This is a genomic window from Variovorax sp. Sphag1AA (genome assembly GCF_014192575.1).
Taxonomy (GTDB): Bacteria; Pseudomonadota; Gammaproteobacteria; order Burkholderiales; family Burkholderiaceae_C; genus Variovorax.
Map to the genome: position 1 here is coordinate 269756 of NZ_JACHYC010000007.1, position 22874 is coordinate 292629.

Annotated in this window: 20 protein-coding genes; 8 read left to right on the forward strand and 12 right to left on the reverse strand. The window is 61.1% G+C overall.

Features of this window, described 5'->3' with window-relative positions; translation table 11 throughout:
* Nucleotides 1-41 precede the first annotated feature (41 nt).
* The 5 genes from FHW64_RS27190 to FHW64_RS27210 are packed head-to-tail and all read right to left on the reverse strand — an operon-like array spanning nt 42 to nt 4454.
* Entirely contained in the window at nt 42-1163 is a 1122-nt protein-coding gene (locus tag FHW64_RS27190; protein ID WP_260306390.1) for an amidohydrolase, read from the reverse strand.
* On the reverse strand, nt 1135-1827 hold the full coding sequence (locus tag FHW64_RS27195) for an ABC transporter ATP-binding protein (RefSeq protein ID WP_184531343.1): 693 nt from the start codon (nt 1825-1827) through the stop codon (nt 1135-1137). Before FHW64_RS27195 ends, FHW64_RS27190 begins: the two co-directional genes overlap by 29 nt.
* Nucleotides 1828-1829: 2 nt before the next feature.
* Entirely contained in the window at nt 1830-2534 is a 705-nt protein-coding gene (locus tag FHW64_RS27200; protein ID WP_311733374.1) for an ABC transporter ATP-binding protein, read from the reverse strand.
* A 56-nt stretch (nt 2535-2590) separates the two neighbouring features.
* Entirely contained in the window at nt 2591-3586 is a 996-nt protein-coding gene (locus FHW64_RS27205; protein WP_184531345.1) for a branched-chain amino acid ABC transporter permease, read from the reverse strand.
* A gap of 1 nt (nt 3587) precedes the next feature.
* Nucleotides 3588-4454, reverse strand: coding sequence for a branched-chain amino acid ABC transporter permease (locus FHW64_RS27210; protein WP_184531346.1), 867 nt, complete (start codon nt 4452-4454; stop codon nt 3588-3590).
* A gap of 402 nt (nt 4455-4856) precedes the next feature.
* Between FHW64_RS27210 and FHW64_RS27215 the strand changes: the two genes are divergently transcribed.
* The 8 genes from FHW64_RS27215 (at nt 4857) to FHW64_RS27250 (ending at nt 14173) form a co-directional block, all read left to right on the forward strand.
* A complete protein-coding gene (locus tag FHW64_RS27215; protein WP_184531347.1) occupies nt 4857-6362 on the forward strand; it encodes an aldehyde dehydrogenase family protein in 1506 nt (501 codons plus the stop codon).
* Nucleotides 6363-6477: 115 nt separating this feature from the next.
* Nucleotides 6478-7674, forward strand: coding sequence for an ABC transporter substrate-binding protein (locus tag FHW64_RS27220; protein WP_184531348.1), 1197 nt, complete (start codon nt 6478-6480; stop codon nt 7672-7674).
* Between the two features lie 52 nt (nt 7675-7726).
* Nucleotides 7727-8605: an SDR family NAD(P)-dependent oxidoreductase gene (locus FHW64_RS27225; protein ID WP_184531349.1), complete on the forward strand. Its 879-nt coding sequence runs from the start codon at nt 7727-7729 to the stop codon at nt 8603-8605.
* A gap of 381 nt (nt 8606-8986) precedes the next feature.
* Nucleotides 8987-10384 carry a 3-isopropylmalate dehydratase large subunit gene (gene leuC, locus FHW64_RS27230; RefSeq protein ID WP_184531523.1) on the forward strand — a complete coding sequence of 466 codons (1398 nt, stop codon included), beginning with the start codon at nt 8987-8989 and terminating at the stop codon, nt 10382-10384.
* Nucleotide 10385: 1 nt separating this feature from the next.
* Nucleotides 10386-11006, forward strand: coding sequence for a 3-isopropylmalate dehydratase small subunit (leuD, locus tag FHW64_RS27235; protein ID WP_184531350.1), 621 nt, complete (start codon nt 10386-10388; stop codon nt 11004-11006).
* Nucleotides 11007-11057: 51 nt separating this feature from the next.
* Nucleotides 11058-11612: a carboxymuconolactone decarboxylase family protein gene (locus FHW64_RS27240; protein WP_184531351.1), complete on the forward strand. Its 555-nt coding sequence runs from the start codon at nt 11058-11060 to the stop codon at nt 11610-11612.
* 213 nt (nt 11613-11825) lie between these two features.
* A complete protein-coding gene (locus tag FHW64_RS27245) occupies nt 11826-13127 on the forward strand; it encodes a CaiB/BaiF CoA-transferase family protein (RefSeq protein ID WP_184531352.1) in 1302 nt (433 codons plus the stop codon).
* A 74-nt stretch (nt 13128-13201) separates the two neighbouring features.
* A complete protein-coding gene (locus FHW64_RS27250) occupies nt 13202-14173 on the forward strand; it encodes a tripartite tricarboxylate transporter substrate binding protein (RefSeq protein ID WP_184531353.1) in 972 nt (323 codons plus the stop codon).
* Nucleotides 14174-14298: 125 nt separating this feature from the next.
* On the opposite strand, the gene FHW64_RS27255 is transcribed toward FHW64_RS27250, so the two are convergent.
* The 7 genes from FHW64_RS27255 to FHW64_RS27285 all read right to left on the reverse strand — a co-directional run bounded on the left by FHW64_RS27255 (nt 14299) and on the right by FHW64_RS27285 (nt 22556).
* Nucleotides 14299-15096, reverse strand: a complete 798-nt coding sequence (locus FHW64_RS27255; RefSeq protein WP_184531354.1) for a shikimate dehydrogenase — start codon at nt 15094-15096, stop codon at nt 14299-14301.
* Nucleotides 15097-15147: 51 nt separating this feature from the next.
* Nucleotides 15148-16125: a tripartite tricarboxylate transporter substrate binding protein gene (locus tag FHW64_RS27260; RefSeq protein WP_184531355.1), complete on the reverse strand. Its 978-nt coding sequence runs from the start codon at nt 16123-16125 to the stop codon at nt 15148-15150.
* A 529-nt stretch (nt 16126-16654) separates the two neighbouring features.
* Nucleotides 16655-17647 (reverse strand): tripartite tricarboxylate transporter substrate binding protein, encoded by a 993-nt coding sequence (locus FHW64_RS27265; protein WP_184531356.1) that lies wholly within the window; start codon nt 17645-17647, stop codon nt 16655-16657.
* A 262-nt stretch (nt 17648-17909) separates the two neighbouring features.
* Nucleotides 17910-18278, reverse strand: coding sequence for a LysR family transcriptional regulator (locus FHW64_RS27270; protein ID WP_184531357.1), 369 nt, complete (start codon nt 18276-18278; stop codon nt 17910-17912).
* A 194-nt stretch (nt 18279-18472) separates the two neighbouring features.
* Nucleotides 18473-19690, reverse strand: coding sequence for a porin (locus FHW64_RS27275; RefSeq protein ID WP_184531358.1), 1218 nt, complete (start codon nt 19688-19690; stop codon nt 18473-18475).
* 502 nt (nt 19691-20192) lie between these two features.
* Complete coding sequence (locus FHW64_RS27280; RefSeq protein WP_184531359.1) at nt 20193-21221, reverse strand: AraC family transcriptional regulator; 1029 nt, start codon at nt 21219-21221, stop codon at nt 20193-20195.
* A gap of 444 nt (nt 21222-21665) precedes the next feature.
* On the reverse strand, nt 21666-22556 hold the full coding sequence (locus FHW64_RS27285) for a LysR family transcriptional regulator (protein ID WP_184531360.1): 891 nt from the start codon (nt 22554-22556) through the stop codon (nt 21666-21668).
* Nucleotides 22557-22874 lie beyond the last annotated feature (318 nt).

Here is a 22874-nt window from a genome sequence, read left to right on the forward strand (position 1 = left end):
GACATTCTTGTCCGCTCGAACGACACGTCAGCGGCAGTTGTTCATGCGGCATGCGCAGGCAACTGGATGCGGTACACCTTCGCGGCTGTGCCATGGAAGAGGGCTGCCTTGTCCTCCGCCGAGGCACCGCGCACGATGTGCTTCAAGGCGTTCCACGCCGGAACGAAGCCAGCAGAACGTCCATCTGGCGGGTAGTTGCTCTCCATCATGCAGCGTTCGGCTCCAAAGGCCTCGATCGCGGTCTCAACGAACGGACGCCAAATGGTTGCGAGCTCTTGATAGCCAATCTGGTCCTTGCGTTCCTCAAGCCTAAAACCCCAGAACGGCATGCCCAGGCCACCGACCTTGCAGTAGACCCCTGGCCGGCGTGCCAGCTCGAACATCAAGACCCGGTGCCGGCGGAAGACTTCCGCGGTTTCCTCTTCACCCAGTTCCATCGCCATTGCATGGCCGCAATGATTGACCACGATCGTCGCTTCGGGAAAGGCATCCGCCAGGTCGATCACATCCTGCAGTTGATGATGGAACACGGCTGCATCGAAGCTCAGGCCGCGACTGACCAGGTGCCTGAAGGCAGGTCGGAAGCCGGGACTTTGCATCACGCCGCTCGGTGGGCGAACCGGGATGAAGCGGTAGGGAGCGTCGGTTGGATCTTCGAGCGTGACCTGGCGAAAACCACGCAGGCGCTCGGGCGCTGTCTGCAGCGCGCGGTCGAGCAACTCCGCGACCGCGTCGCCCTGCCGCAGGTCGGCGTGACCAACAATTGCGGCGCAGACGCGAATTTCGCCATACCGGCCGCTCGCGCACATCGCGCCAACGCCATTCGCGAATTCGATCTCGCCCAGCGGTCGAAGTACTTCAGGCCCCTCGGTTCGTGCAAAGGCCAAGGTCTCCAGATATACGCTGGCGACGATCCGATGCCCAGCCGAGGCATCCTCGAGATAGTCGTCAAGCAGGTACCGCTGCGTCGGCCGGTCGAAGAGATGATGGTGCGAATCGATGATCGGGAGGTCCGGGTCAAGGATTGGCTCGTCCCGGCCCGCGAACAACTGTGGATGGGTGGCAGGAGCGATCTTCATGGATTCAGGTCGGGCACGGCAATGACGGATTCTGCACGCCCCACGGCGATCGTTCTCAGAGGTACTCCTCGGCGAGCGCGACATCCCGGATCTCGTCCACGGTACCGCTGCGGCGAACTTCGCCACCGCGAATCACATAGGCGCGGTCGACCAGCTTCAGCGCAGGCCTCGCCATCTGCTCGGTCATGAGGATTGTGGTGCCTCGGCGTTGCAGTTCACGAATGGCCGCGCTGATGTGCCCGATCCACACGGGCGCCAATCCGAGGAACGGCTCGTCCAGAAGGAGCAGCTTGGGCATGGTGCTTACTGCACGAGCAATGGCCACGATCTGCTGCTGGCCGCCGCTCAATTGGTTGGCCGGCTGGTCGCCGCGCTCTCGCAGCAGGGGAAACGTGTTCTGGATCCAGTCGAGGTTGGCCTTGGCTTCTGCCATCGGCGTGCCGAGTGTTCCCGAGAGCACGTTCTCGGTCACGGTCAGCGAACGGAAGACACGGCGTCCTTCGGGCGAGTAGCCAATTCCCAGGCGCGCACGCGCTGGGCATGAGGTGCCGGCCAGATCCTTGCCATCGAACACGATTCGTCCTGAGGCCGTCGGCACGAGACCAACCACTGCATTGATCAGACTGGACTTGCCGGCCCCGTTCGATCCGACGAGCAGGACGGATTCGCCTTGCCGCACTTCGATGGAGACCTTGTTCAGCGCCTCAATCCCGCCGTAGCGGACACAGAGATTCTCAATGGTGAGCATGTTCATTCCTCGCTGGCGCCCAGATAGGCGTCGATTACTTCGCGGCGGGACAGGACTTCGGTGGGCGGCCCATCAGCCAGCAGCCGGCCAGCCTCAAGCACCAGGATACGGGGGCACAGGCGCTTTACCAGATCCATGTCGTGTTCAACGATCAGCACGCCGCAACCGAGCTTCGTGCGAGCATGCTCGATGAAGCGATCGACCTGCGTACGCTCCCGCCGCTCCAGCCCCGCGGCAGGCTCATCGAGGAGAAGAAAGCGCGGGCGTGCGGACAGTGCCATGACCAGGCCCAGCATTTTTTGCAGTCCGTATGGCAGCTTGTCGCTCGGCTCGTGCAGATGGGAGGAAAGACCAAATTCGTCGAGGAGGGCATCGATGCCGAGGTCATCCCCTCCGTGAACCGCCCCGAAGCGCTCTGCGCGAAAGAGGTTCTCCTCAACGCAGACGCTGCGAAAGGTGTTCGTCTGCTGGAAGCTGCGAGCGACACCCAGGCGCGCTACCGAATGAAACGGCATGCCGGTGATGTTGCGATCTCCCAGGAAGATGCGACCTGCGGTTGGCGGCAGCATGCCGCAGATCACGTTGATCAGCGTGGTCTTGCCGGCACCGTTGGGACCGATCACCCCCAGCACGCCTCCTTGTTCCACCTCGAAGGAGATGTTGTCGAAGACCTTCAGGCCGCCAAACTGCTTCGTCACAGCGTCCACACGCAACTTCTGCGACTCACTGCGCGCGGGTGCGGGGGAGGGAGCAAGTACCGAGCTCATGCGTGGCCCTCCTTGACAATGGGGTTGATCGTGGGTTGGATGGGGGCCTTGCGACGCTCGCTGAACTTCAGGAACAGGCCGACCAGGCCGTTGGGAGCGCCCATCATGACCACCAGCAGCAGCACGCCGTAGAGGCCTGCCGAGAGGTTCGCGTAGCTGCTGAAGATATTGGTCATGAAGATGAGCAGAAAGCTCCCTACGACCATGCCGAGCATGGTGCCCCGCCCGCCGACGAACGCATAGGCGATATAGCTGTTGACGGACCATGAGGCGAACGAGCTTGGATGGGCGGTCGACAGCATGTTCACGAGCGCGAAGCCGGCCAGTCCGGAGATGCCTGCTGATGCAACGAAGCCAATGGTGCGGTACTTCCAGATGGCGACGCCGAGACTCTCCGCGAGCGTTTCGTTTTCTTCGATGGAGGTGAACTCAGCCCGGAAGCGCTGGGTCACGAGCAGCGTGCAGATGGAGGCCACGATGCAGATCGAGACGGTCACGATGACAAGCATCGACGGCGACGAGAGGCTCGTTCCAAACAGGCTCGCCGCCGGAACCGCGGAGATGCCATCGGAGCCCCCTGTGAGGGTGGGGGTCTCGAAGAGAACGAGTTGCAGAATCTCGTTGAACAGGAACGTCACGAAAATGAAGTAGATGCCCTTGAGACGAAGCACCAATGCGCCGAGTGGAATGGCGAACAGCGCGGGTACGACGAACGCGACTCCCATCAGCAGAAGCAGTTCATTCATCCCCGCCTTCGCGAACATTGCGGCCGAGTAGCCGCCGATGGCCATGAATGCGGGCACAGTGAACGACAGCAAACCCATTCGCAGCATCACATAGACGGCCATGGCGGCGCTTACGCCGATGGCAGCCTGGTATGCAAGGGAGTTGTAGAAGGGCTCGTGAGTGACCAGCGGTACAACGAGGAGCGGAAGCAACAGAGCGATACCGCAGAGATCAAGCTTGAAATCACGATGACGATTCGAGGTCATGTCAGGCCTTTCGCGCGACCGTGCCCAGCAGGCCCTGTGGGCGAACGAGCAGGATCAACATCACGAGAATGAAGAGTGCGAGCGCGCCGAGCGAGCCGCCGAAGTAAACACTGGTATAGGCTTCAACCAAGCCCACGATGAATGCTGCAAGCACGGCCCCGGTCACGCTGCCGAGCCCGCCCAGAATGACGATGACGAACGCCTTGCCCAGGACACCTTCGCCACTGGTGGGTTCGAGAGAGAGCATTGGCGTCACCAGCGCACCGGTGAGGCCGGCGAGGGCTGTAGCGATCGCGAATGCCATGGGGAACATTCGGGCTGGCGTGATGCCTTGTGCCTTCGCCACGGGACCGTCGTCTGCCATGGCGCGAAGGGCGATGCCATAGCGTGTCTTGAACACCAGGTAGTACACCGCCCCAATGGCTGCGGCGCAAACCGCGAAGACGATCAGGTTTGCATACGGAACGTAGTATCCGCCTCCGCGCAGCGATCCCGAGATGGGGAACTTGAAGTCGACAGGTTCAGCGCCATAGACCATCGTCACGCCGGTGGTCATGATCTGGTAGATGCCGAGGGTGATCAGCATCGTGGCCAGGTGATCCACCACGTACTTCTCGACAAAAATGGTCTCGATCACGTAGCCGAGCACACCGGTTGCGAGCGTCGCGAGCAGGACGGCGGGGACATAGGGAAGGCCGAGCGAGTGCGACAAGGTGAATGCGAAGTAGCCGCCCAGGATGTAGAAGCCACCATGTGCGAAATTGACGACGCCCATGATGCCGAAGATGAGCGTGAAGCCGATGCTGATCAGGGCGTACTGCGTACCGAGGGTGACGCCGATCACGCCCGTAGAGACGATGCTTTCCATGGGGATTCGCCTAGAGGGTTCGGAAGGTGAAATCAGTCGACGCCGACGCGGGTCGCATTGAACTGGACTTTCTGCCGTCAGCGCGCGAACTGCGCCGTCCTGCAGAAAGGAGGTGTGGTGTCATGGTTGTCTCCGTCATGTCTCATTGATACGGTCTTGATCGCTCGCCTCGATGCGTGGCGGCAATCCCCGATGGTTGAGCAACAGCCGTGCCATCGGCCCCACATGCGTCTCTGCGGTGGTGTGTCCTTGCTGAGGACAAAAGTGTCTGGCCCCGTGCCCGGCTGGCGTCGGCGAAGTCATGGGGAACGTGCGCCGCCGTTGTTTTCGCTTGGCTTTTGCGGGCGCCACGACTGGCACTGCAATTGCTGTGTATGTGGACTCGAATCCGAAGGAAGCCTCATGACCTCGACCAAGACCCCGACAACCTCTTCCACCTCCACTTCTGGCCACCAGCGGGCGCTGGAGTGGCTGGGTACTGGCCCGAAGGGGTTGCTGATTGATGGCAAGTGGGTGCCCGCGGTCTCGGGCAAGACCTTCGAGACGATCAATCCCGCGACCGAGGAGCGTCTTGCGCTGGTTGCAGAAGCTGACACCGCGGACGTGGATGCGGCGGTGGGGGCGGCTCGGCGGGCATTCGAGGCGCGGTCGTGGAGCGCCATGTCGCCGGCAGCGCGCTCACGTCTGCTGATGAAGATCGCCGATGCGGTGGATGCGCACGCCGAGGAACTGGCGGTGCTTGAGACCCTCGACAACGGCGCTCCGCTGTCTGCGACGCGTGCTCGCGCGACACAGGTGGCCGAGATCTTCCGCTACTACGCCGGTTGGCCCACAAAGATCCACGGGACGACAAATCCGACGGACGATTCGCGCTTCTTGTACATGCTTCGCGAGCCGATGGGCGTATGTGCGCTGATCAATGCCTGGAACGTCCCGCTCGTCATGGCAGGGATGAAGATTGCGCCGGCGCTTGCTTGCGGTAACACGGCAATCCTGAAGCCGGCCGAGCAGACCCCGCTGTCGACGCTGAGGCTGGCGGAACTGATCGAGGAGGTGGGCCTGCCGCCGGGCGTGCTGAACGTGTTGCCAGGGTACGGGGCGACCGCGGGCGGTGCAATGTCGGCTCATCCGGGTATCGACAAGATCGCGTTCACGGGCTCGACGATGGTGGGGCGACACATCCTGCAGGCTTCGGCGGGAAACATGAAGAAGGTGACGCTCGAACTGGGTGGCAAGTCGCCCAACATCATCTTCCCGGACGCGAACCTGGAGGTGGCGTTCAAGGCGGCGGCGATGACCTTCTGCCGAAACTCTGGCCAGATCTGCTCCGCGGGAACGCGTTTGTTCGTGCATGAGAGCCTGCACGAGCAGGCCACCGAGCAGATCACACGCATCGCGGCGACGTACAAGGTGGGCTCGCCATTCGATGCGGATACGGAACTCGGACCTCTGATCTCGCAACGCCAGATGGAGCGAGTCCTTTCCTACGTCGACGCTGGCAAGGAAGACGGCGCACACCTGTCGATGGGCGGGTCGCGGGTTGGCAAGGTGGGTTACTTCGTCGAGCCGACGGTGTTCAGCGCCGTGGGCAACGGGATGCGGATCGCACAGGAGGAAATTTTTGGCCCGGTGCTGTCCATCATTCCGTTCAAGGATGAGGCCGACGCCGTGTTGAAAGGCAACGATACGGAATACGGGCTGGCCGCCGCGGTGTGGACGCGCGACGTGAGCCGTGCGCACCGAGTGGCGCGTGCCTTGAAGTCGGGTCGCGTGTGGATTAACACCTACGCCGAGGGCGACGTCGCGATGTCGCAGGGTGGCTACAAGCAATCAGGCTGGGGTCGCGAGATGGGGGCCGAGTCCATCGAAGCCTACACCCAGACCAAGTCCGTCCTCATGCGGCTGTAAGCGCCGTCATGCCGCTCTGGCGGTCGGCCCGGTCGCACCCGAGTCCGGCCTATGCCTGAAGTCGTAGCGGAAAAGATTTTGAAGTTCTATTAACCAACGATATGGAGGCATCCAAATGACAGTGAATTTCATGAACAGGAAGAAGGCGCGAGCCGCCGCGACAGCCACTCTGCTGTTGGGCTTGTGCCTTGGCAGCGTGCCCGTGCTGGCTCAGGACTGCGAAGTCAAGCTTGGCACAGTGGGCCCGATGACAGGCGGGGGCGCCAGCTGGGGCCTGTCGGAGAAGGCCGGTGTCGAATTCGAAGCGGCGTGGGTCAACGCCAACGGCGGCGTGCAGGTCGGAAACCGCAAGTGCAAGGTGAAGGTCGTTGCCGTTGACGGCCTGTCGACCGTGGCCGGCGGTGCCGCGGCATCGAACTATTTCGCGAGCGAAAAGGTTTTCGCGATCAACGGTCCTGTGCTTTCTACCGAAATCACCGGCTTCAAGCCGGTGAGTAAGCGCAACAACCAGGTCAATTTCGCCACTGGCTTCGCCAAGGACGTGATCGGGCCTGACTTCCCGTTGGCCTTCCACAAGATCCAGTCGCCTCCAGCGTGGGGTCCCTTGGTTGTGAAGACGGCCAAGGACCGCTTCAAGCTGAAGTCCGCCGTCGTGCTTGGACCCAATGATCAGGGAGGCACCGACGCGGGCAGTCAATTGGCGAAGATATACAACGACACTGGCGTGAAGACCGGAACGGAGTGGTATCAGCGCGGCACGACCAATTTTGGCCCCATTGCCACCCGGATCATGAGCATGAACGTCGATGCGGTCGACGTGACCACCATGCCGCCGGGCGAGGCAGGCATCCTAATCAAGCAGTTGCTTGAAGCTGGTTTCCCAGGCGTGTTCGCACGACTTGGCGCGGGCGGTGACGTTGTCATCAAGAATTCGGGTGGTATTGAGAAGGTCAAGAACTTTTACTGGTTCGACCATGTTCCCACCGAGGATCCGGCAATCAAGAAGCTCACGGCCGACTATGAGCGCCTCATGAAGGGGCCCGTTCCCGACAACGCCCTTGTTTTCAATGCGCAGATGGCCGCCGAGACCATGCTCAAGGCGATCTCGCTCGCAGGAACCGATCAGGATGGGGAAAAGATTGCCGCGGAGTTGCGCAAGATGACCCCCGAATCGCGTTACCTGGGCAAGGCCGGATGGCGGGGCAAGGCCCAGTACGGGATCAATCAGGAATTTTCCTTCCCTGTGGGCTTCAACTACATCCAGGACGGCAAGGTCGGACACCAGGTCAAGCTCGACGTCTCGGCCGAGTAGGAGAGACCCTCGGCCTTCGCCGCGCAAGCTTGCATCAACAAGGAGTGAACACATGACAGAGACGACCCAGCCCACTGCACCGATCGACACGCGACCGTCAGACTGGATGAGAAGGTCGACGATCGAAGGCTTCGCCGCTCTCATCGTCGGAGGCGGCAGTGGTATGGGCGCCGCATGCGCACGGACTTTCGCGGCCAATGGCGGCCTGGTGGTCGTTGCCGACTTGCGCGGCGAGAATGCCGAGCGGGTGGCCTCCGAAGTTGTAGCGAACGGCGGCAAGGCCATCGCGATTGCCATGGATGTGTCGAACCCTCAGGACATCGATCGCGCGGTGAAGGCGACGGTAGAAGCCTATGGGCGGCTCGATGTCCTGATCAATGCCGCGACCTGGAGCCAGAACGCACTACTGGAGGAAGTCGACATGGCCGACTGGGCCAATGCCTTCCAGACCAATGTGCATGGCCCGCTATTGCTGGCGCGCGCGTGTCTGCCCTATCTGCGCAAGAGCCCCGCGCCTGCGATCGTTCACGTGGCTTCTCTCGCGGGGGTGGTGGGCTACGCCCGCAAATCGGCCTATGGTCCGACGAAGGCCGCGCTCATCACGATGAGCCGGCAGATGGCTCTCGAATGGGCGGTCGACAACATCCGGGTCAATGTCGTGATTCCCGGCACCATCGACTCACCGCTTGCTCGCAAGATGATCAAGCCCGAGGTGCTGGCTGATCGTCATCGCCAGATTCCGCTCGGGCGACTCGGATTGCCCAGCGAGATGGCGGATCTGGCGGTGTTCCTTGCCTCGCCGGCGGCGTCGTTCATCACGGGCCAGGCAATCAATTGTTGCGGCGGCTTCTCGATCAATTCGTTTGTGGTACCGGCGGGTATGACCGAGACACTCCGAGAAGTTCGCCAGCGAGAGGCCAGCGAATCCTAGGGCGCACACGAGGCCCGTTGCCCGCCTGCCCGGCGTGCACGGCCTCTTTTTGAATGAGATGCCCATGACGACGTCGGAGCGGTCCCTATGTTGATGGCGTCTGCCGGAATACACCCGCGTTCGACGGATCGGGTTCGTGGCTTGCGCCAATGCTGCACTTGTTGTGGGTAGCCCAAGTTTCGAAGGAAGATTCATGAACGCCCAATCCATACCGGCGTCATCCGGGCTTGCGCCCGGCTACGCAGTCGTACCTGGCACAGCGCTTGACGGCATGAGGAATTTGCCTTCTGGATCGGCGACTGCAGGCGCGCGCATCGCGGCCTACACTGCAGTGTCCGTCCTCACGCGACACTGAGCGGCAGGTTGATCGTTTCCACCACCATGCCCAAGACCCTCTATCAGAAAATCTGGGACGCCCACGTCATCCTCGAAGGGGAGGGCGGGCAGTCACTGCTGCATGTTGCCCGGCATCTCGCGCACGACGGTTCCAACCACGCATTCGCCTTCCTGCAGGAGCGTGGCTTGCAGGTACGTCGTCCGGATCAGGTCTTCGCATCGCCGGATCACGGAGTCTCATCCAGGAGTCACGATCTGGCGGCTATTTCCGATCCTGAGCAACGCCGCGTGGTCGAACTCCTGAGACAGAACACCAGCAGATTTGGCATCGTGCACTTTGCTCTTGACGATCCGCGACAAGGCATCGCGCACGTCGTCGGTCCTGAGCAAGGCATCACTCAGCCCGGGATGGTGCTGGTTTGCGGGGACTCTCACACCTCTACCCATGGCGCGCTTGGCGCGCTGGCGTTCGGCATGGGGGCCAGCGATATCCTGCATGTGCTCGCTACCCAAGCGACATGGCAGCGCCGAGCGAAGACGATGAGAGTCACCATCGAGCACGCAATGCCCGTGGGGGTCACGGCCAAGGACCTGACGCTCGCCATCACAGCCTTGTTGGGGGCCAACGGGGCGACTGGCCATGTGATCGAATACGCCGGTTCCACTGTGCGGGCGATGTCGATCGAGGAGCGCCTGACGCTGTGCAATATGGCGATTGAAGCCGGTGCGCGTGCCGGCATGGTTGCGCCGGACGAAACCACCTATTCCTATCTGAAGGGCCGACCGTTCGCACCTCAGGGTGCAGCATGGGAGAAGGCACTGGCGTACTGGCGCACGTTGCCATCGGATATCGACGCTGTTTTCGACCGTGAGGTCGCAATAGACGCCCGCACGCTTGCTCCCATGGTGACTTGGGGCAACAGCCCAAGCGACGGCTTGCCGATTCATGCGCACGTGCCTGATCCACAACTCGAAGAGGACAAGGAGCGACGCGCTTCCATGAAGCGCACGCTCGAGTACATGGGCCTCACCCCCGGCATGGCGCTAACCGACATCCAGGTCGATCAAGTCTTCATCGGATCCTGTGCCAACGGGCGTATCGAAGACTTACGGGCGGCAGCGAGCATCGTCAAGGGTCGGCGCGTCGTCGTGCCGGCGCTCGTGGTCCCAGGTTCGACTCAGGTCAAGCTCGCAGCAGAGGCCGAAGGGCTGGATCAAATCTTTCTGGACGCCGGTTTCAGGTGGGGCGAAGCGGGCTGCTCCATGTGTGTGGCGATGAACGGCGACACAGTGGCGCCTGGCAAGCGCTGCATTTCTACTTCCAACCGCAATTTCGTCGGTCGCCAAGGCGCCGGTAGCCGCACTCACCTGGCCAGCCCGGCCATGGCAGCAGCGGCCGCGCTGACTGGCCATATCACGGACGTGCGGGAGCTCGCAATCTGACATGGAACCCTTTGTCGTTCTTGAAGACGTGGCGGTGCCATTCGACAAGCCTGATGTCGACACCGATCAGATCCTCCCCGCGCGCTTTATGCGGCGACCGCGCACGGAGGGGTACGACCAATTCCTCTTTCGCGACCTGCGCTTTCGCCAGGATGGCAGTGAAGACCCGGAGTTCGTGCTCAACCAGCCACCCTACCGCCAGGCTCGAATTCTGGTCGGCGACCGCAACTTCGGTGGTGGTTCGAGCCGCGAGCAAGCGCCTTGGGCGCTGCTTGACTACGGCATCCGTTGCGTGATCGCCGCCGATTTCGGCGACATCTTCAACGTCAATGCCCTCAAGAGCGGCCTGTTGCCGGTGCAAGTTGATATCGCCGTGTGCGCGAGACTGCGCCAGCAATTGCATGAGCGCCCAGGGGCTGTGCTACGCGTCGACTTGCCCTCCCAGATCGTGACCGGCCCGGACGGTGCCACATACGCTTTTCGTATTGACGCTTTTCGCAAACGCTGTTTGCTCGAGGGTCTGGACGACGTAGGTCTCACGCTGCGTCACGAGGCTGAGCTGGACGCGTTCGAGCGGGACTACCGCGAGAAGTTCTCTTGGCTATTTCCCGAGCGCAGCTGAGCACGGCCCTGCAGATCTACTCCTACCAACTACGCCCTGAAGGTAACTTTGATGCCATTCTTCAAATCCCTTGCCGAGAACGCCGGTCCTCCTGCCGTGTTCACCAAGTATCCCGAGCTCTATGGTCCGTGGTCGACCATGAGCCAAGCCATGATGAATGGCCCTTCGCCGCTGAGTCAGGGAGAGCGTGAACTGATCCTCGGCTATGCGGCTGCCGTGGCGGGCTGCAAATTCGTCCATGTTGCGCATTCGGAGGTGGCCTACGCATGGGGTATCGAGAACGGGCTGATCGAACGCCTTCTCGAAGATCCCGACGCTGAGATGGCCGACGTGCGCTTGAAACCGCTCCTGGCTTTCGTGCGGAAACTGACGCTGACGCCTTCAGAGATGACGCAAGCCGACGCGGATGCGGCGTTCGCCGCGGGTTGGGACGAACACGCGTTGCACGATGCCATTGCGGTGACGGCGCGCGCGGCCTTCATGCAGCGCCTTGTCGAGGGTCACGGATTCACGCCGATGACTCGCGAAGCGGCTGTCAAACGTGCCAAGGAACGTATCGAGCATGGCTACGTCAACCTCTACGCCGCGTTTCGGCAGAAGACTTGACGCAGCAATCCTAGTGTGCGCTGCGACGACAGACGCAGACAACTGTCCCTATCGAACACATCGCAGCATCGGCCGACCCGCAGATTGGAGCCACTTGGAGGACAGTTGCGGGTCCGCAGATGGCTTGCTCGCTCGGAAATGAGCGTGCTTCCTATTGGCATACGACTTGCGCTTCCAGGTTGACCTGCGTTCCCACACCTTCGACGACACACCATGACCAGTCCACTTGAAACTGATTTCCCTGAGTATCGCCCCCGTCCCGCCGGCGCCGAACTGGCCCTGCAAGGTATCCGTGTAGTCGACTTCACGCACTTCATAGCCGGACCACTCGCCACGATGATCCTGGCCGATATGGGCGCGGAGGTTGTCAAGGTCGAATCGCCCGGCAAAGGGGATGACTTTCGGCAGTACCCGCCGATGATTGCGGAGTTCGGCGGCGGCGCTCCGTTCATCTGGACCAATCGCAACAAGCGCAGCATCGCGCTGGACCTCAAGTCGCCCGAGGGCGTTGCACTCGCGCGCGAGCTCATAGCCAAGGCAGACGTGGTGGTCGAGAATTTCTCCACGGGCGTGATTGAGCGCCTTGGTCTCGGCTACAACACCCTGCGCGAAAGCAACCCCAAGCTGATTTTCTGTTCGGTCTCGGCGTATGGACGCACCGGTGCCTTCGCGGACCGATCCGGCTTCGATCCCATTGCCCAGGCCGAAAGTGGCTTCGTCTCGATGAACGGGTACACCGATCGTGAAGGCGTGCGCGCGTTGGCACCGGTCATGGACATCAGCACGGCCATGATGGCCTGCAACGCGATTCTTGGCGCCTTGGTTGCTCGTGGGCGGACCGGAAAAGGCCAAGCCATCGAGGTCGCACTTTTCGACAACGCCTTCCTGATGACTGGGTACGCGCCGTTGCAGCAGATCTTCACGGGTAACGAGCCGCGTCGTCCTGGCAATACCAGCCCGGATACCTGCCCCTCGGGCGTGTTCCGGGCGAAGGACCGATCCTTCTTCATCAATAGTGGCAACACGCAGATCTTCCAGCGACTCATGACCCAGGTGCTCGAGTTGCCCGATGTGGCCGCTGATCCAGCCTATGCAACCAACAAGGATCGGGTTGAAAGGCGAGAGAAGATCTTCGCGCTGCTTCAAGACGCTTTCGAGAAGCAGCCATGGTCCCACTGGCAGGCTCGCATGCGTTCAGCCGGAGTGCCCTGCGGCGAACTGCGCACGGTTGGCGAGGCAATCCGCTCGCCTGAAGCGCGCGATCGCGAGATCGTAACCCGCGTACCTCATCCCGAACTCGGCTGGGTGCCGAATGTGGCCCTGCCAATCCGCTACTCCGACACGCCGCTGGCCGATCCGGTGCTCGCGCCGCGCGTCGGTGAACACACCGATCAAGTGCTCGCCGAATGGCTCGAGCATGACAGCGCGCGCATTCGGGAACTGGCGCAGGCGGGCGCGTTCGGCGCGGCCTGCCAAGCAGGGAGCTTAAAGGCTCCGATCCCCTGGGCCTCGTGACCAAGGGATCGGTTTCATTCCACGTGCGCGGAAAGAGACCCGCGCCTCTATCAAGACAGGAGCGAGAGGAGACCGTGAAAAACCGCAGACAACTGCTTTCGATATCGATGCTCGCGCTGAGCGGTGCCGTACCAGCTCACGCACAGTCGCAGTCCTATCCGACCCGTCCGATCACGATCGTGGCGCCATTTCCCGCGGGTGGAACGGCCGACGTCGTCGCTCGGGTCCTCTCCGATCGGTTGCGCGATACGCTGGGTCAGCCGATCATCATCGACAACCGTGTGGGTGCCGCGGGATCGATCGGCACCTCCCTCGTGGCGAGGGCGCCGGCGGATGGCTACACGCTCCTCATCGCGAGCCAGTCGCACACAGCGAACCCGAGCCTCTATGCGAAGCTGCCTTGGGATCCACTCAAGAGTTTCTCGCCCATCGTGCTGGTAGGTGTGATTCCGAACGTGGTGACCGTTCCGGCCTCGTCGCCGAACAAGACACTTGCCGAGTTCGTGACGTACGCGAAGGCGCATCCTGGGGTCAACTATGGGTCGGCCGGCATCGGCACCTCAATCCACCTGACGGCCGAGATGCTCAAGCAGGCGGCGCAGATCAACCTCACGCATATCCCCTACAAGAGCGATTCGGAATCCTATGCGGGGATGCGAGCTGGTGACGTCGCGATGGCTCCGCTTGGGCTGGCCTTTGCGAAGCCGCACATCGATTCCGGCGAATTGCGCGCCTTGGCGGTCACAACTCCCAAGCGCTCGCGCATGCTTCCTAACGTGCCCACCGCGGCAGAGAGCGGGTTCCCCGCGTTCGATGTGCGGCCGTGGTACGCGTTCCTGGCGCCGGCAGGTACGCCACCGGCCATCGTTGCCAAGCTCAACGCAGCCATTACGGATGCGATGAAGACGCCGGCCGTCGAAGCCAAGCTCCTCGACTTGGGTCTCGAACTTGACCCCGGAACGCCCGAGGCGCTGGAAAAATTCTTGCGCGCCGATGTTGCGCGTTGGGACAAGGTGATCAAGCAGGCGGGGATTCGACTCGAGTGATTGCGCGGTAAAGCGAGCTGCGTGCGACGGCAGATGCGCGCAGCTCGCCCAAGCGCTGCAATGTGAACGTCGCAAACAAGAAGCGCGCCAAAGGGCGCGCTTCTTGTTTGCAACGTGTCCCGGTATCAGTTCTTGTGAAGCATGAAGTCCAGCATGATGTCCTGCACCGCTTCGACCATCTGGTCACCATCGGCCGTCTTGCAGCCTGCTGCCTGCGCTGCAGCCAGGAACGGAGTCACGCCGTGTCCGGCGATCACATCGCCCACAAACATTGAACTGGAGAGCAGATGCGAGGCGACAGGCAGTGGATCGCCGTCGGCCATCCCCATGGGCGTTGCATTGCAGACCATATCGCAGCCAGTTGGGTCAGCGGGGCCGGCCAAAACACGCCCGCGGCCAAGTTTTGACACCAGCTCCACCAGCTTGTTCGTGCGTTCCTCGGATGTGTCGTGAATGATCAGCTCGCGCACGCCGGCATCGATCAGTGCGATGGCGATGGCGCTACCGGCGCCGCCGGCGCCGAGCAACAGGACTCGTGCCCCCTCCGGCTTGGCGCCAGCATCTTTCTGAGCCTTGACGAAGGCGTAGCCGTCCAGCATGTCGCCATGCCACGTGCCGTCCGGATTGCGGCGAATCACGCTCACCACTCCAAGCATCTTCGCGGTTTCCGAACTGGTTGCGCAGTAAGCGAAGGCCGTGAACTTGTGAGGCATCGTGACCAGCAAGCCATCGACGTTGGACGTGTGCGCGAAAGCGCGCATCGCGACTTCCAGATCCGCTTCGGCCACCTGCATGGGAATGCAGATGCCGTTGTGTCCGCGGGCGGCGAAGCCCGTCGTCAGCCGCTTGGGCGATTGGACGTATCGGATCGGGTCGCCGAAGATGGGGAATAGACGGCTCTCGCCGCTCAAATGATCCAGCATGTTGTGATCTCGTTAGGAGTTGGTGATCGACCTGATTGGCCTGGAAGGGAGCTATTCCTTGGGGAGCTTGAGGTCGGACACAAGCTTGGACATGCCTGTCGCCTCATCCTTGAGGAAGTGCGTGAACTCGTCAGGCGACATCAGCATCGCCTCTGCGCCATCGTCTCGGAACCTGTTCTTGACTTCGGGCATGTTGACGGCGCTTCGCAACGCGTCGGAGAGCTTCTGGACCACTTCCTTCGGCGTTCCCGCAGGAGCCATGAGGCCGACCCAGAAGTAGAAGCTGTATCCGGGCACGCCCTGCTCTGCGATGGTCGGCAATGCGGGCAACACCTCGAGGCGCTTGGTCGACGTTACGCCCAGCGCCTTCATGCGGCCTTCGCGGATCATCGGCGCGGCGGTTCCCCACGGCTCGAAGATCATGCTGACGCGTCCGGAGATCACGTCAGGCCAGGCGGCGGAATTTCCCTTGTACGGAACGTGGGTGAGGTCCAGACCGGCCTTTTGTGCGAAGTACGCGGCCACGAGGTGGGTGGTGCTGCCGTTGCCGGCTGATGCGTAGTCCAGCTTCGCGGGATTGGCCTTGGCGCGGGTGATCATTGCACCCAGGTCCTTGTCGGGTTGGCTAGGGGCGGTCAGCAGCAAGAACGGCGTGCGCGTCAGCGGACCGACGCCCGTGAAATCTTTCGCCAGGTCGTAGCCGGGTTCGCGGTTCACGGCTTGCTGAATTGCGACAGTGTTGCCCGCGGCCAGTAGGGTGTACCCGTCGGCTGGCGAAGCCTTCACGGAGCGGAAGGCGAGCAGCCCTCCAGCGCCCGGGCGGTTCTCGACGACGACCTGCTGGCCAAGCTTGTCGCTCATGTATCGCGCGACCAGACGAACATTGACGTCCAGGAAGCCGCCGGCTGCCGAACTGACGATCAATCGGACCGGCTTGGTCGGGAATGCATCGGCAGCCAAGGCGGGTGCCGTAGCGCCAAGAAGGGCCATGGCAGCGATGGCAAGGCTATGTTTAACAAGCGCTTTCATATAAGTCTCCAAATTCAATGCTAGGCCCCGCTCAAGCATGTGTGGGCCTGGTGCGGTGGCTTCATGCCACGCGCCCCCCGGCGTCCCGCCGGGATGTGATGGTTTCAACCTGTCTGATGCGGCACGCGCCGTTGGCAAGATCTTCAGGCCGATCAGTTTCGTCTTCTACTGCGAGGTCATTTCATGTTCTTGCCTTCTTGCATCTAGCGAGCGGAATGGTGATGTTTGCTCCGCCGCAATCTGCATGCCAAACGCTGGAGCGCCACTTTGATAGCGGTTTTCGTCGGTTGGCCGGCTTGAGTGTTCTCCATGGAAACATTCGTGTGGACCAGGAAACACAGAGTGCGTCGGAAAGACATCACTCCTTCAGGCGCCCGTCATAGCCACGCCATTGCCAGCCTAAGCGCCGCGTGGAAGATTTCGTGCGCCGGCGAGAGCCTAGGCCGTGAGAGCGAGAGGCACTAGCCTGGCCAGCCGCGTCCCGCTAGATGCGCTGTTGCGGTCGCTCATCGCCGCGGAGGGCGAAGGATCATTCCTTGGCGACGATATTTTTGTCCCTGACGAGCTTGCCCCAGCGATCGTATTCACTTGTCACGAACTGCTGGAAGGCTTCCGGGCTTGCCATGGGAGCGGGAACAATCGCATTTTTCAGGAGCATTGAGCTGACGTCCTCGCGAGCCAACACCTTGACGAACGCTGCGTTGATCGCGTCGATCACGGGCTTGGGTGTTTTGGCAGGGGCAAACAACCCTTGCCAGTTCATCACAGCAAAGCCAGGCAGAAACTCGCTTACGGTCGGCACCTTCGGCAGGAACTGGTCTTGCTTCTCACTGGTAACCGCCAGCGAAATCAGCTTGTCCTGCTGGATGTATGGGTACAAGGCCGAAACGTCCATGACGATGCCGTCCACGTGCCCGGCCAGCGCGTCGTTGATTGCAGGTCCGGCGCCCTTGTAAGGGACGTGCACGATGTTGGCCTTGGAGGCCTGTGTAAGGAGCTCGATGGTCAGGTGTGGAAAGCCGCCATTGCCATTGGATGCCAAAGTCACTGGCCCCTTGCGAGCGCGCTCCACCAGGTCCTTGAGCGACTTCATACCGTGCGTTGGATTGACGGCAATCGTCTGAGCTGTGAGGCCGACCCGGTTGATGGCGACAAGATCGGTGACCGGATTGAACTTCGCCTGATTCGTCAATGGCGCGACTACAACCGGTGTTCCCGCTCCGATCATCAGCGTGAATCCGTCGGGAGGCGACTTGGCGACGTAATCGTCGTTGATCAGTCCGCTCGCGCCCACCTTGTTCTCAACCACCACGGGCGTCTTGAGAATCTCGGAGAGCCCCGGGCTCACAAGGCGAGCAACAAGGTCGAGCGCGCCGCCGGGCGGGGCGCCGACCATGATGCGGATAGGCTTTGAGGAGAAGTCCTGGGCGAGTGCAGCGGTGGGTAGCAGCACCGCCCACACGAACGCAAGCCAGAGCTTGCAAATGGTCGAATGCGATGACTTCGCGATGGTCGGGTGCATGGTGTCTCCTGATTCTGATTGAACTATCTTCGACGTCGCCCCTGCTTGCGGCAGGACGTGCTCGAGGCGATTCAGGCAATTCGTGTGCCGGTTGGGAGGTGAGGGTCTCGTCGTCCGTTCGTCGTCGTGTGCGCGCTGCGAGCAGAGAGGTTGGGTAGTTGTCCTCGGGGCGAACAGGCGCGGCGCATCGTCGGGTTTGGATCTCGTGCTCACCGGCGCCGCACTCAAACCGCCGACCGCGACTGGAATCGCGCAGAAGGGCCTACTGAATTCGGTGTGTCGAGATGGCGCTCTGGTCGACTCGGATGCGGGATCGAGAAGGCATCTCAGTCGCTAAAGGGGCGACGTGAGCAATGGTCTCGTCGACGCGGGCCAGAATGTCGATGCAATGCCCCTTCAATGCGATGCCCCTTCCGGTCAACTGAACCTTGCGGGTGGTTCGATCAAGCAGAGTTGCATTGAGCGCGACTTCGAGGCGAACGATGCTGCGGCTAACGCTCGACTTGTGAATACTCAGGGCTTTGGCGGCCGTTGAGAGGCTGTCCAGCGTAGCGACATAGGCAAAGATGCGGAGATCGTTGAGATCGAGCATCTTTCCACACGGTTGACTGAATGGGCTGTACTGCTGCATGTGTCATCCTGTCCTGCAATTTCAAGTTCAGTTCGCAAACACCGTGCCTCATCTTGCAATTGCAGGATGAGTAAAAACCCGGGGCGAACGAACCTCTGACGCCGTTGTCTCTCTCTTGGTAGAGCGGAAAAAAGACCACCCGACTTTCGCCGGGTGGTCGGGAGACTCTTTCAACGAAACCGGCCTAAGCCGGATCAGAAGAAGGTGCGAATACCCACGTCAATGCCGCGGGACGTCTTGGCCTGGAAGGTGCCGCCCAGCACATAGGCAGGACTGTTTCCAAGACCCAGGTCGTAGCCGTTCTTGTTGTTGATCTGGGCAATGGTCGTGTACAGGGCCGTACGCTTGGAGAGATTGTGGACATAGCCCAATGCCCACTTGTCTGCGCGCGGGTTGTCAGTGAATTGCAGCACGCGATTCGGATCAATGGTCACGCGAGACCAGGAACCGCGGATGAGGCCCGGTCCCACGGGAATGGTGAAGCCGAGCAGATAGCCGGTGCCGGTGGGCTGCCCGTTGAAGTTACCGTTCGGGACGGGGCCACTGCTCGTGGTCTTCAGTTCGGCGCGGGAATACTCGCCCATGATCTTGACGACGTCAAAGTCGTACGATCCGCCGAGGTTGAAGGTGTCCAACTTTGTCGTCAGACCGGCGAAGTAGTTGTCGGCCAAAGTGGCGCTGGAATAGGACGCAGCGACGTCGAACTTCTCGCGAGTGAAGCCGAAGCGGCCACCGACATAGGTGCCGGCACGAGAATTGTTGGGAACGTTTGGCGTGAGGTTGCCCGGGTCGTAACTCGTCTGTTCATTGAACGCGTACATGACTTGGCCGTACAGACCCCCCAGGCCCGGTGGCAAGAAGTAGCCGACCGAATTGCTGGTGCGAACGTACATGTTGTTGGCTTGGAAGCCATTCACGGCCGCGCCGTTGCTGCTGTAGCCGTTAGCGGTCGAGATAAGGTTGGTACCTACGCCGCTGGTAGAGAAAGGATCGAAGACGTTGTCGTTCCAGAACTGGGGCGTGTAGTCGCGACCGAGCCGGAACTCGCCGAACGCGGTCAGCAGACTCACGGTCGAGCGTCGATTGAAGAGGCCGCTGACAGCTGAACCTGAGTTCGCGACATTGCCGCCCACGGTGCCGTCGTCGGGGAAGATGGCCGCATCCAGGTAGAAGGCCGCCCCCAATCCACCGCCAAGATCTTCCTGACCTCTGAAGATCAGTCGACTTGCACCCCAGGCGCCTTGCGTGAGTGCAGTCTTGCTCGTCTTGGCGGTCACTCCAAGCGGCGTCTCAGACTTGTTTTCATAGCTGCTGACGCCAACGTCGACCACGCCCGCCAGCGTGACGGACGACTGGGCCGAGGCGGCGCCGGCCATAGCCATCGCGGCCAAGGCAACTAGCGATTTTTTCATTGCAGGATCTCCATGATTTAAGGGTAGGTTTTGATGCGAAGGGATCGCTGCAATGGCGCTGTGCGCTTCATTGATCCCCGTGCCAACTTCCTTTGAGAAGTTGAAGTGATTGCATCAGTGCTGCTCTTTCTCGTCTGGGCGATTCATGCAAAGTCGGCCAGTACCGCAGCAGAACAGACCGAACTGTTTTGCGGACTCGTTGTCGAATCGCGACATTGCGTTCGCGGCATCGAACAACGCTGCTTCATCTGCAGCGCGAGATGCTTGACCTGAGCGAGTTGACGCCCCAACGCGAGGATTAGATGGTCGAGATGACAAGGTTCGAGCACGCGACGTCCAACGCATTCTTGGAACAGAGAGGGCGGAATGCGCACTCAACGCACGCGCCGATCGGGGCATCCCGGCAAGGTTGCTCGCTGGCTACGGATTGGAAGCGAGGCTATGGCCGCTATCTACTGCGACCGCCTCATTCGGGACCAACTTGTTCTTCAGCCCAAGAGACTCAATGCGAGCTAGTGCGGAGGCTTTGGCGCATCTTGCTTGGAGCGATGCGGTACCAGCACTTGAATTTGCGGCTGAAGATGGCGGTGTTGGTATAGCCCAACTGAGAGGCGATCGCCTCGATCGAGAGCTCGGTATGCTGAAGGTACCAAGCGGCGTGAGACCTTCGAAGTTCATCCTTCAGATCGGAATAGGTCACGCCAGCCTCCGAGAGTCGACGTGCAAGCGTGCGCGTCGGAACGCCGAGATCCGTAGCGACTTTTGCGAGCTCCGGATTGGTGTTCAACCCTTCGAGCAACGCTCGCCGCACGCGTTCTACGAAACCGCCTTGCTTTAACTCCTGCTCCATCTTTTGGCAGGATTGGGTTGCCCGAACGAACGCATCGTGATTGGCCGAGATCGACGGAGCGTCAAGCAAAGCTGCGGGCAATCTGAAGGACAAGTACTGTTGGTCGAACTCCACCGACAGGATGTAACGAAGGCAGGCTTCTTCGTTGCCAGGGGGGCGCGAGTAGGGAAGGCCGACACTGAGTTCATCGGCGTGCCTGCCAAGAATGGCCTCAAGCAGACGGTTGAAGATTCCAACAATGGATTGAGTGACGAAGACTCGTGTGTCGCAGAGGGGACGCAAAGGTTTCACGCGGACGATGCCCCACTGAGGAGTGCTGTCCAACTCGAACTCCAGGCTTCTGAATATCAAGGGCGCATATCGTGTGGTGAATTGAAGGCACTCTTTCAATGTGGCTGCGGTCACGGCACCGATGCCAACTGGTGTGTGATAGGGCAGGAGCATCAACCCTGCTGTGAGCCCCAAGGCAGGCTCACCGCTGGCCTTCACGGCATGCTCGACGAACTGGCGGAACACTTGGAAGTCCACCATGTGATGCCCGTCACACAGGTCTTGCCAACTCAATCCAGCGTTCGCAAGAACGGCCGAAGGTCGAATCCCTAGGCTATGGAGACAGTCCACCACACGTCGAATGTAGACTGGGTGCGCGAACGGCATGTGCGCGTCGAGCTTGATCGTCATGGCTGGCTTGAGGACTAGACGAGGCTGCGTGACGATTCGTCCCGCGGACGAAGGATCTGATAAGCAAGTTCGGGAACGCAGTGAGTCGGGCGCACGACGGGGATCGTGGCACTAGCCGTAATCGATATGAGCATCGTCTTGTCTCTGTCGTGTCAAAGCTTCGATGGCTTTGCAATTTCTTGACTGCCTTTCCCCCGTCATGAGGGGCCTCTGACCGGCTAAACGCAACGGTCGTGCCAGCTATCTGCGAAGAGGTTTGTAGATCGCTGCCGCATGGCTATGGCCCCAACAGCGACACGAGGCATGTATCGAAAGATGACAGAGGTGTCCGTGACGGCAACGCTTTTGCCTTGCAAAAAAGCACACGACGGACGTCGGAGGCGCGGGCCGATCGCCCACGCCGAGCCACCCTTGGCGCAGCAAGACCTCCGCGGTTGGCGGGATTCAGGGTCGATAGCGAAGCGCTTCGACAACGACCGAGAGGGCTCTTGAAGATTCCTTGCGGCTTGGATAGAAGATATGCAGGCCGGGAAACGTCGGAGTCCAATCTTTGAGAACCCATCGGAGCCGACCCGAGTCGAGGTACGGCTGCGCGAGATCCTCTGGTATGAAGGCTAGACCTGCACCGTCCAAGGCAGCGTTGATCATCTGATAGACGCCGTTGACAGTCAGCTGTCCATCCACGCGGACCTGAAGCTCCCGTTTGCCCTTCTTGAGCTCCCAGGCATAGAGACCTCCATTCATGAGGCGCAATGTGATGCAGTTGTGGCGCAGCAGATCCTGGGGCGTTTTCGGCTCTTCATGTCTTTGCAAGTAAGCCGGAGCGCCGACGACCATCGATCGGACGTCCGGCGCGACGCGCACGGCGAACATGTCCTTGGCGACCTGGTTCCCCCAACGCACCCCGATATCAAAGCGGTCGGCCACGATGTCGGCAAGCCCATAGTCCACGATCATCTCTATCTTGATGTCCGGGTAGTCGGAGAGTACTTTCGACAAGCGCGGCCAGAGAATTGTGTCGGCGGCGAAGTCCGTGGTGGTGATTCGAATCGTGCCGGCCGGCTTCTCGCGCAACTCGATGAGGGCAAGGAGCTCGTTCTCGATCTCCTCGAAACGAGGGGCGACGGCTGCAAGCAGGCGATCGCCAGCGTCAGTGGGGGCAACGCTGCGCGTCGTTCGTGTCAGAAGCTTGAGGCCCATTCTGGTCTCGAGGCCACGGATCGTGTGACTGATCGCCGATTGAGAAACGCCGAGTTTGACGGCTGCGCGGGTAAAGCTGCGCTCGCGCGCCACGGCGATGAAGGCGAGAAGGTCGTTAATATTTTCGCGTGGCATGGCGGACTGAATCCTTGGTGGGCAGGCGCAGATTGGGAAGGAAGGGGGCAAGCGGGCTTTTGTCTTCCGCATGGTACGGTCTTCCCCAAGCCTGCCCTTCATCGCCCGCCATGGGGCACGGGCTTTGCATATTGCGTCAATGCTTCAAGACTCTTGGCAGATGCGTACGGCGTGTCTTTCGATTTCGTGCGTGTGTCTCGCACTCATGGACTGTTTCGACCGAGGCGCGGGGGCTGGCGCATTGCTTTTGCCTCTGTCTCGCTAGTCGGAATCGCCGTTGCGTGGGTGATCCACTGCGAGGCGGCCGAGGTCGTCACG

What these genes read in the sequence shown, in the direction of transcription:
- FHW64_RS27275 (WP_184531358.1), bottom strand. Translation starts at nt 19,690, where the DNA reads ATGAAAAAATCGCTAGTTGCCTTGGCCGCGATGGCTATGGCCGGCGCC.
- FHW64_RS27255 (WP_184531354.1), bottom strand. Translation starts at nt 15,096, where the DNA reads ATGCTGGATCATTTGAGCGGCGAGAGCCGTCTATTCCCCATCTTCGGC.
- FHW64_RS27205 (WP_184531345.1), bottom strand. Translation starts at nt 3,586, where the DNA reads ATGACCTCGAATCGTCATCGTGATTTCAAGCTTGATCTCTGCGGTATC.
- FHW64_RS27285 (WP_184531360.1), bottom strand. Translation starts at nt 22,556, where the DNA reads ATGCCACGCGAAAATATTAACGACCTTCTCGCCTTCATCGCCGTGGCG.
- FHW64_RS27280 (WP_184531359.1), bottom strand. Translation starts at nt 21,221, where the DNA reads ATGACGATCAAGCTCGACGCGCACATGCCGTTCGCGCACCCAGTCTAC.
- leuC (WP_184531523.1), top strand. Translation starts at nt 8,987, where the DNA reads ATGCCCAAGACCCTCTATCAGAAAATCTGGGACGCCCACGTCATCCTC.
- FHW64_RS27210 (WP_184531346.1), bottom strand. Translation starts at nt 4,454, where the DNA reads ATGGAAAGCATCGTCTCTACGGGCGTGATCGGCGTCACCCTCGGTACG.
- FHW64_RS27225 (WP_184531349.1), top strand. Translation starts at nt 7,727, where the DNA reads ATGACAGAGACGACCCAGCCCACTGCACCGATCGACACGCGACCGTCA.
- leuD (WP_184531350.1), top strand. Translation starts at nt 10,386, where the DNA reads ATGGAACCCTTTGTCGTTCTTGAAGACGTGGCGGTGCCATTCGACAAG.
- FHW64_RS27215 (WP_184531347.1), top strand. Translation starts at nt 4,857, where the DNA reads ATGACCTCGACCAAGACCCCGACAACCTCTTCCACCTCCACTTCTGGC.
- FHW64_RS27260 (WP_184531355.1), bottom strand. Translation starts at nt 16,125, where the DNA reads ATGAAAGCGCTTGTTAAACATAGCCTTGCCATCGCTGCCATGGCCCTT.
- FHW64_RS27195 (WP_184531343.1), bottom strand. Translation starts at nt 1,827, where the DNA reads ATGCTCACCATTGAGAATCTCTGTGTCCGCTACGGCGGGATTGAGGCG.
- FHW64_RS27245 (WP_184531352.1), top strand. Translation starts at nt 11,826, where the DNA reads ATGACCAGTCCACTTGAAACTGATTTCCCTGAGTATCGCCCCCGTCCC.
- FHW64_RS27190 (WP_260306390.1), bottom strand. Translation starts at nt 1,163, where the DNA reads ATGTCGCGCTCGCCGAGGAGTACCTCTGAGAACGATCGCCGTGGGGCG.
- FHW64_RS27270 (WP_184531357.1), bottom strand. Translation starts at nt 18,278, where the DNA reads ATGCAGCAGTACAGCCCATTCAGTCAACCGTGTGGAAAGATGCTCGAT.
- FHW64_RS27240 (WP_184531351.1), top strand. Translation starts at nt 11,058, where the DNA reads ATGCCATTCTTCAAATCCCTTGCCGAGAACGCCGGTCCTCCTGCCGTG.
- FHW64_RS27265 (WP_184531356.1), bottom strand. Translation starts at nt 17,647, where the DNA reads ATGCACCCGACCATCGCGAAGTCATCGCATTCGACCATTTGCAAGCTC.
- FHW64_RS27220 (WP_184531348.1), top strand. Translation starts at nt 6,478, where the DNA reads ATGACAGTGAATTTCATGAACAGGAAGAAGGCGCGAGCCGCCGCGACA.